Source organism: Streptomyces sp. NPDC053474, from assembly GCF_044544845.1.
In the GTDB taxonomy this organism is placed as follows: domain Bacteria; phylum Actinomycetota; class Actinomycetes; order Streptomycetales; family Streptomycetaceae; genus Streptomyces.
On sequence record NZ_JBITXV010000002.1, the window covers coordinates 198,082 to 205,343 of the forward strand.

Consider the following 7,262-nt stretch of genomic DNA (forward strand, 5'->3'; position numbering starts at 1 on the left):
CCCGCTAGGCGCTCAGCAGGTATGCCGGTCACGCTCCGCGGAGTACAGGTGGCTGTCACGGAACTGCTCGGCCCCAAGCGACCGCCCCACCATGATCACAGCAGTCCGCACGACCCCCGCGCCCTTCACCTTCCCGGCGATCTCGTCAAGGGTCCCGCGCAGGACCAGTTCGTCGGGACGCGAAGCGTACGCGACAACCGCGGCGGGGCAGTCGCCGCCATAGTGCGGCAGCAGCTCGTCGACCACGCGGTCCACGTAACCGGCGGCCAGGTGCAGCACGATGAGCGCGCCGCTGCGGCCGAGCGTCGCCAGGTCCTCGCCCTCGGGCATGGCCGTGGCGCGCTGCGCGATCCGGGTCAGGATCACGGTCTGGCCGACGGTCGGCACGGTCAGCTCCCGCTTCAGGGCGGCGGCCGCGGCGGCGAAGGCGGGCACGCCGGGGACGACCTCGTAGGGCACGCCCGCCGCGTCGAGCCGCCGCATCTGCTCGGCGACCGCGCTGAACACCGACGGGTCGCCGGAGTGCAGCCGGGCCACGTCGTGGCCCTGCTCGTGGGCGCGGGTCAGTTCGGCGACGATCTCGTCCAGGGTGAGCTGCGCGGTGTCCACCAGGCGGGCGTCCGGCGGGCATTCGGCGAGCAGTTCGCGGGGCACCAGGCTGCCCGCGTACAGACAGACCCGGCAGGCGGCGAGCGTCCGGGCGCCGCGCACCGTGATGAGGTCGGCGGCGCCGGGTCCGGCGCCGATGAAGTACACGGTCATAGCTCTGCTCCCGCTGTTCCTGCTGCTGCGTCTGTGGTCTTCGATACGGCCCACTGGGTCACCGGCATGGCCTGGCGCCAGCCCGTGAAGCCGCCGACGGGCACGGCGTGCGCGACGGCGAGCCGCACCAGGTCGCCGCCGTGGCGCCGGTAGGCGTCGGCGAGCAGCGCCTCGGACTCCAGCGTCACGGTGTTGGCGACGAGGCGGCCCCCCTCGGGCAGCGCCCGCCAGCAGGCGTCGAGCAGCCCGGGGGCGGTGAGCCCGCCGCCGATGAAGACGGCGTCGGGCCGGGGCAGTCCGGCGAGCGCGGCGGGGGCCGCGCCGGTGACGACCCGCAGGCCGGGCACGCCGAGCCGCTCGGCGTTGCGGCCGATGCGCTCGGCCCGCACGGGGTCGCGTTCGACGGTGACGGCCCGGCACGACGGATGGGTGCGCAGCCACTCGACGGCGATCGACCCCGAGCCGCCGCCGATGTCCCACAGGACCTCGCCCGGGGCGGGCGCGAGCGCGCCGAGCGTGGCGGCGCGCACGTGCCGCTTGGTGAGCTGCCCGTCGTGTTCGTACGCCGCGTCGGGCAGGCCGGGCACCGCGCCGAGCCGCAGGGCGTCGGGGGCGCGGCGGCACTCGACGGCGACGACGTTGAGGGGGTCGCCGGGCGGCCGCGCCCACGCGTCGGCGGCGGCCGCGTCGGTCATCCGCTCGGCCGGTCCGCCGAGTTGCTCAAGGACCCGCATCCGGCTGGGCCCGAAGCCGCGGTCGCGCAGCAGCGCGGCGACCTCGGCCGGGGTCGCGGCGCCCGCGCTGAGGACCAGCAGGCGGCGCCCCTCGTGCAGGGCCGCGGCGAGCCGGGCCGCCGGGCGCCCCACGAGCGTGACGACCTCGACGTCCTCCACGGGCCAGCCGAGCCGGGCGCAGGCGTACGACACGGAGGAGGGGTGCGGCAGGACGCGCGCCGTGCCGGGCCCCAGCTCCTCGGTGAGGGCGCGCCCGATCCCGTAGAACATCGGGTCGCCGCTCGCCAGGACGGCGATCCTGCGGCCCGCGTGCGCGGCGAGCAGCGCCGGGACCGCGGGGCGCAGCGGCGAGGGCCAGGGGATCCGCTCCCCCCGGCACTCCGGGGGCAGCAATGCGAGCTGGCGGGGGCCGCCGATCAGCACGTCGGCCGCGCGGAGTTCGTCCCTGGCCGCCTCCGGGACGCCGTCCCAGCCGTCGGCGCCGAGCCCCACGACGGTGACGGGGGCGGGTGGGGCGGGGGCGGGGCGGGTCACTGCGCGGTACCTCGGGGCTCGGGGGCAACGGAGGCGCACTCTACTGGGGCCTGCCCCAGCCCCGATCCGGGGGCTCCGCCCCCGTGCCCCCGCTTTTCGGCGCTCCGCGCCTCGTCCTCAAACGCCGGACGGGCTATGAATAGCCCCTCCGGCGTTTGAGGAGCGGGGGTCTGGGGGGGAGCCCCCAGGAAGCGGGCAGGGTCAGGCGTGGGCTCCGCCCAAGGCGCGGCGGGCCCGGAAGGCGCGGTAGGCGGGGGAGGTCGCGGCCGCGGCGGTGGCGAGGGCGGCCGTGGCGAGGGCGAGGCCGAGGGCGGCGGGGTTCAGCCAGCCGGGCACCCCGGCGGTGAAGGTGCCGTCCCCGGCGACATGGCACCCGAAGCGCAGCGGAAAGTACGTGGCCTCGTACCCGTCGAGCCGAGCGGCACGCCCCGCCCCCACAGCCCGCTGACACGCCTGCTGGTGCTCGGTGATGTCGAAGCGCAGCAGCTGGACGGCGCCCCAGGCGTAGACCCCGGCGGCACCGGCGGCGCACAGGGAGGCACCCGCGCGCAGGCCCCCCGACAGGGTGGGAGCGCGCCGGACCACGCACACCCAGGCGTACGTCGTGAGCGCCGTGACGGCGATCAGGGCGATGAGGACGATGCCCATGAGGGAGACGAAGTTGTGCTCCTGGAGGGGATCCGACGACATGCCCTGTGCCTCCCTTTGCCTTTCCGGGAAGCTATCAGGCGGCGGGGGCGCGCACGGGGGCCGGGCGCCCGCGCGGCCGCACAGCCGCGCGCCATGCGCCTGCGCGGCCGCTCCCCTGCGGCCGCGCAGGCGGGGTGCGGTGCTTGCTGGCCACGTCCTCAGCCGTGCCGCACCTGGTGACGGTCCCGGAACGGCGTCGCCGCCTCGGGCGCCGGGACCTGGTTCATGGGCTGCCCAGGCACCAAGATGCCCTGCGGGGTAGGGGTATGGCGAGGGCCGACCGGCCCTCGCCCGGGGCCGGTCGGTACCCCTGTCGCCGCGGTGGTGGACCGTTCGGCCCCTGGCAGGAGTAAGCCCTTACCGTCACCCTCGTAAGGGCCACACCACGGAGAGGTCGCGGCGAACGCGGCGAACGCAGGGGGCAGTGATGAACACACCCGCCGCGGCGGAGCGACCGCCCGCGGAGCCGAAGGCCCCCATCCGGGTCTTCCTCCTGGACGACCACGAGGTCGTCCGCAGGGGGCTGCGCGACCTCCTGGAGGGCGAACCCGACATCGAGGTGGTCGGCGACGCCGGGACCGGCGCGCAGGCGCTGGTGCGCGGGCCCGCGCTCCGCCCCGACGTGGCGGTGCTCGACGTCCGGCTCCCGGACGGCGACGGCATCACGGTCTGCCGCGAACTGCGCTCCCTGATGCCGGAGCTGGCCTGTCTGATGCTCACGTCGTTCGACGACGAGGACGCGCTGCTCGACGCGATCATGGCGGGCGCGGCCGGGTACGTACTGAAGCAGATCAAGGGCTCCGACCTCGTCACGGCCGTACGGACCGTCGCGTCCGGACAGTCGCTGCTCGACCCGGCGACGACGGCCCGCCTGATGCGGTCCCTGCGCGGCCCCGAGGACGAACCGCCGCCCGAGGACGCGCGCATCGCCGCCCTCAACGACCGGGAGCGCGGCATCCTCGCCCTCGTGGGCGAGGGCCTCACCAACCGCCAGATCGGCGAGCGGCTCTACCTCTCGGAGAAGACGGTCAAGAACCACATCTCCCGCATGCTGGCGAAGCTGGGCGTGGAGCGCCGGGTCCAGGCGGCGGTCCTCGCGGCCCAGGTGACCCCGCCGCCACGCGAACCCCGGCCCCGGCCCGGGAACGCGTAGCCCCGAGGGGGCGCTAGGAGCCGCGCCGCAGCGGTACCTGCCACTCAAGGCGGGTGCCCCTGCGCTCCCCCGCCCGCACGGCGAGCACCCCGCCCAGGCGCCCGGCCCGCTCCGCGAGGTTGCGCAGGCCCGCGCCGTGCGCGGCGTCCAGTGGCTCGGGCGCGGGCTCGCCGGGCTCGGCGATGCCCACGCCGTCGTCGACGACGGCGAGTTCGAGCGTGCCCGCGCGCACCGTGAGGGAGACCTCGGCGCGGTGCGCCCGCGCGTGCCGCGCGACGTTGGCGAGCGCCTCGTTCAGCACGGCGACCACGTCGTCGGCGACCTCACGCGGTACGTCCGTGTCGATCAGGCCCTCCATCCGCAGCGCGGGCGTGAAGCCGAGCGCCCCGGCCGCGTCCTCGATCGCCCGCACCACGCGCACGCGCAGGCCCGCCGCGCCGCCGGGCGCCTCGTGGTCGCGCAGGCCGAAGATGGTGGAACGGATGATCTTGATGGTGGCGTCCAGGTCGTCGACGGCCCGGCGCAGCCGTTCCGCTGCGCCGGGGTGCTCGACGAACCGCTGCACGCTCTGCAGCGTCATGCCCGTCGCGAACAGCCGCTGGATCGCCAGGTCGTGCAGGTCCCGGGCGATCCGGTCGCGGTCCTCCAGGAGGCTCATCTGCTCGGCGTCGCGCCGCCGGTCGGCGAGTTCCAGGGCCAGCGCGGCCTGCCCGGCGAAGCCCGTCAGGGGCGTGGTCTCCGCCTCGGAGAAGCCGGGGCGCCCGGCCCTGCGGGCCAGCAGCAGGACGCCCCGCACGTCGTCCCGCGTGCTCATCGGCACGGCCACCACCGCGCCCAGGCCGTCCCAGCGGTCCGCCTTGTACGTGACCCTCGGGTCCTTGCGTACGTCGGTCGCCGCCACCAGGGCCTGCGCGTCCAGGGCGGCGCCCGCGAAGGTGCCCCGGCGCGGCAGGGTGGCGCCCTGGTGGGCCTGCGCGTGCTCGCCGATGGCGATGACGACGCGCAACTCGCCGTCTCCCTCCACCAGTTCGATCACCCCGAGCTCCGCCGACGTCAGCTCCCTGGCCCGCTCGGCCATCAACTCCAGGACCTGCGCCTGGGGCGCGCCCGACAGCAGGGCGCTGGTGACCTCCGCGCTCGCCTGGAGCCAGCGCTCGCGCAGCCGGGCCTCCTCGTACAGGCGGGCGTTCTCCACCGCCACGCCCGCCGCGACGGCCAGCGTCGAGAGCACGGACTCGTCCTCGGCGTCGAACTCCGCACCGCCGTGCTTCTCCGTCAGGTACAGGTTGCCGAACACCTTGTCCCGTACGCGGATCGGTACGCCGAGGAAGGAGTGCATCGGCGGGTGGTGCGCGGGGAACCCGGAGGAGGCCGGGTGCTCGGACAGCTCCGCGAGCCGCATCGGCTCCGGGTTGCGGATCAGCTCCCCGAGCAGCCCGTGCCCCGAGGGCAGGTCGCCGATCTCGGCGCGCAGCCGGTCGCTGATGCCCACCGGCAGGAACTCGTCCAGCATCCGGCCCTGTCCGATCACGCCGAGCGCGCCGTACTCGGCGTCGACGAGGGCGACGGCCGCCTCCACGATGCGTCTCAGCACCTGGGCGAGGTCCAGCTCCCGCCCCACCGAGAGCACCGCCTCCAGGAGGCTGTGCAGCCGGTCCCTCGTCCCCCGCACCGCCCCGATCCGCGCCGCGAGCTCCTCCAACAACGCATCCAACCGCAACCGCGTCAGCTGCCCACCGCCACCTTGGGCCCCACCGGCGCCTTGGCCTCCGCCTACGCCCGGGCCCCCACCAGCGCCCCGGCCCCCACCAACACCCGGGCCAACGCCAGCGCCTTGGCCTCCACCAGCACCCAGGCCACTGCCAACACCCGGGCCACCGCCAACACCCTGGCCACCGTCGGCACCCGGGCCATCAGCAGCGCCTTGGCCCCCGCCAACACCCGGGCGATCGCCAGCACCCAGGCCACCGCCAACACCCTTGCCCCCGCCAACACCCGGGCCACCGCCAACACCCTGGCCTGCGCCAACACCCAGGCCACCAGCAGCGCCTTGGCCCCCGCCAACACCCGTGTCCCGGGCAGCACCTTGGCCGCCACGAGCACCCGGGGCCCCGCCAGAACCTTGGCCCCCGCCAGCCGCCTGGCCTCCGCCTACGCCGTGCCCACCACCAACCCCGGTCCCGCTGCGGACGCTTTGCCCGCCACGCGTGCTGGGGCCGCTGCGCGCCTCTTGCCCGCCACCAACGCCGTTGCCTTCGCGCGCACTTTGCCCGCCGCCGACGCTGGGCCCGTGGCTGAAGCTCGGCTGGTCCTGCCCGCCACGTGGGCCTTCGCCGCCGCCCGCGCTCGGCTGGTCCTGCCCGCTGCCCGCGCCTTGCCCGCCACCAACGCTTGGCCCACGGCTGGCGCTGGGCCGGTCGCTGGCGCTGGGCTGGCTTGGCTCGCCGTCCGCGCCTTGCCCGCCGCTGGCCCTCGGCTGGCTTGGCCTGCCGTCCGCGCTCGGCTGATCCTGCCCGCCACCAACGCCGAGGCCTCCGCCCGCACTTCGCCCGCCGCCGACGCTGGGCCTGCGGCTGGCTCTCGGCTGGCCTTGTCCGCTGCTCGCGCCTTGCCCGCCGCTGGCACTCGGTTGGCTTGGCCTACGGCTGGCGCCGGGCCGACCTTGTCCGCTGTCCGCGCCCTGTCGGCTCTGGCTGCCGCCCGCGCTCGGCTCGTCCTGCCCGCCGCCCGCGTTTTGCTGGCCCATCGGCTCCTCCGCCCGAGCAGACGTGCGCGTTCCCCGCCCCGCGTTCCGAGGCTCACCGTAGCCGTTGGGTGGCACCCTGCGGAGAAGAACCTCACCACCAGCCGAGGAACCTCACCTCGGGCCTCTCCCCTCCCACCCTCAGGTCTCCCCTCTCCCTCCCCACCCCACAGCCACGGCTCACCCGTTGCTGCCCCGGCACCCTGGCCGAGCCCCGGCCTACCAGCCCGGGTCTTCCCCCACCCACCCGCCCTCCATCGGCCTCCGGCCTCGTCCTCAAACGCCGGACGGGCTTGAACCCCCGCCCACCCGCCCCCATTTGTCCGCTACGGCGTGGATCAGCCAGGACGTTGGCGGGTGTGAGCCCCCCCCCGGCCACCGGACAGGAACCAGCGGGAGGTGGACGGACTGCAAGCCGCCAGGCCGGGGCGTTGGGGCAGGAACGGGTGGGTGGGGAGCATCCCGCCGCGATAGCGGTGGGGCAGGGTGGCAACGGCCCGCAGCCGACAGACCCGGGGGTCCACCCCGGGCACCGAGGCAGGAGCGGACGGTGGCCCGCGAGCCGCCAGGTCGGGGCCCGGCCGGGACGCTGGGGCAGGAACGGGTGGGCGGGCGGGAAGCATCCCGCCGCGATAGCGGTGGGGCA

Annotated in this window: 6 protein-coding genes; 1 reads left to right on the forward strand and 5 read right to left on the reverse strand. The window is 75.9% G+C overall.

Going from position 1 to position 7,262, the window contains the following annotated elements; all coding sequences use genetic code 11:
* Positions 1-12: 12 nt before the first annotated feature.
* The 3 genes from cobM to ACIG3E_RS04485 all read right to left on the reverse strand — a co-directional run bounded on the left by cobM (position 13) and on the right by ACIG3E_RS04485 (position 2,720).
* Positions 13-762, reverse strand: a complete 750-nt coding sequence (gene cobM, locus ACIG3E_RS04475) for a precorrin-4 C(11)-methyltransferase (RefSeq protein WP_399611121.1) — start codon at positions 760-762, stop codon at positions 13-15.
* Positions 759-2,030, reverse strand: coding sequence for a precorrin-6y C5,15-methyltransferase (decarboxylating) subunit CbiE (gene cbiE, locus ACIG3E_RS04480; protein WP_399611125.1), 1,272 nt, complete (start codon positions 2,028-2,030; stop codon positions 759-761). Before cbiE ends, cobM begins: the two co-directional genes overlap by 4 nt.
* Positions 2,031-2,231: 201 nt before the next feature.
* Complete coding sequence (locus tag ACIG3E_RS04485) at positions 2,232-2,720, reverse strand: hypothetical protein (protein WP_399611128.1); 489 nt, start codon at positions 2,718-2,720, stop codon at positions 2,232-2,234.
* 427 nt (positions 2,721-3,147) lie between these two features.
* Between ACIG3E_RS04485 and ACIG3E_RS04490 the strand changes: the two genes are divergently transcribed.
* Complete coding sequence (locus ACIG3E_RS04490; RefSeq protein WP_399611131.1) at positions 3,148-3,873, forward strand: response regulator; 726 nt, start codon at positions 3,148-3,150, stop codon at positions 3,871-3,873.
* A 13-nt stretch (positions 3,874-3,886) separates the two neighbouring features.
* On the opposite strand, the gene ACIG3E_RS04495 is transcribed toward ACIG3E_RS04490, so the two are convergent.
* Complete coding sequence (locus tag ACIG3E_RS04495; RefSeq protein ID WP_399611134.1) at positions 3,887-5,575, reverse strand: GAF domain-containing protein; 1,689 nt, start codon at positions 5,573-5,575, stop codon at positions 3,887-3,889.
* 71 nt (positions 5,576-5,646) lie between these two features.
* Complete coding sequence (locus ACIG3E_RS04500; protein WP_399611137.1) at positions 5,647-5,970, reverse strand: hypothetical protein; 324 nt, start codon at positions 5,968-5,970, stop codon at positions 5,647-5,649.
* Between the last annotated feature and the right edge of the window lie 1,292 nt (positions 5,971-7,262).

What these genes read in the sequence shown, in the direction of transcription:
- cobM (WP_399611121.1), bottom strand. Translation starts at nt 762, where the DNA reads ATGACCGTGTACTTCATCGGCGCCGGACCCGGCGCCGCCGACCTCATC.
- ACIG3E_RS04485 (WP_399611128.1), bottom strand. Translation starts at nt 2,720, where the DNA reads ATGTCGTCGGATCCCCTCCAGGAGCACAACTTCGTCTCCCTCATGGGC.
- ACIG3E_RS04490 (WP_399611131.1), top strand. Translation starts at nt 3,148, where the DNA reads ATGAACACACCCGCCGCGGCGGAGCGACCGCCCGCGGAGCCGAAGGCC.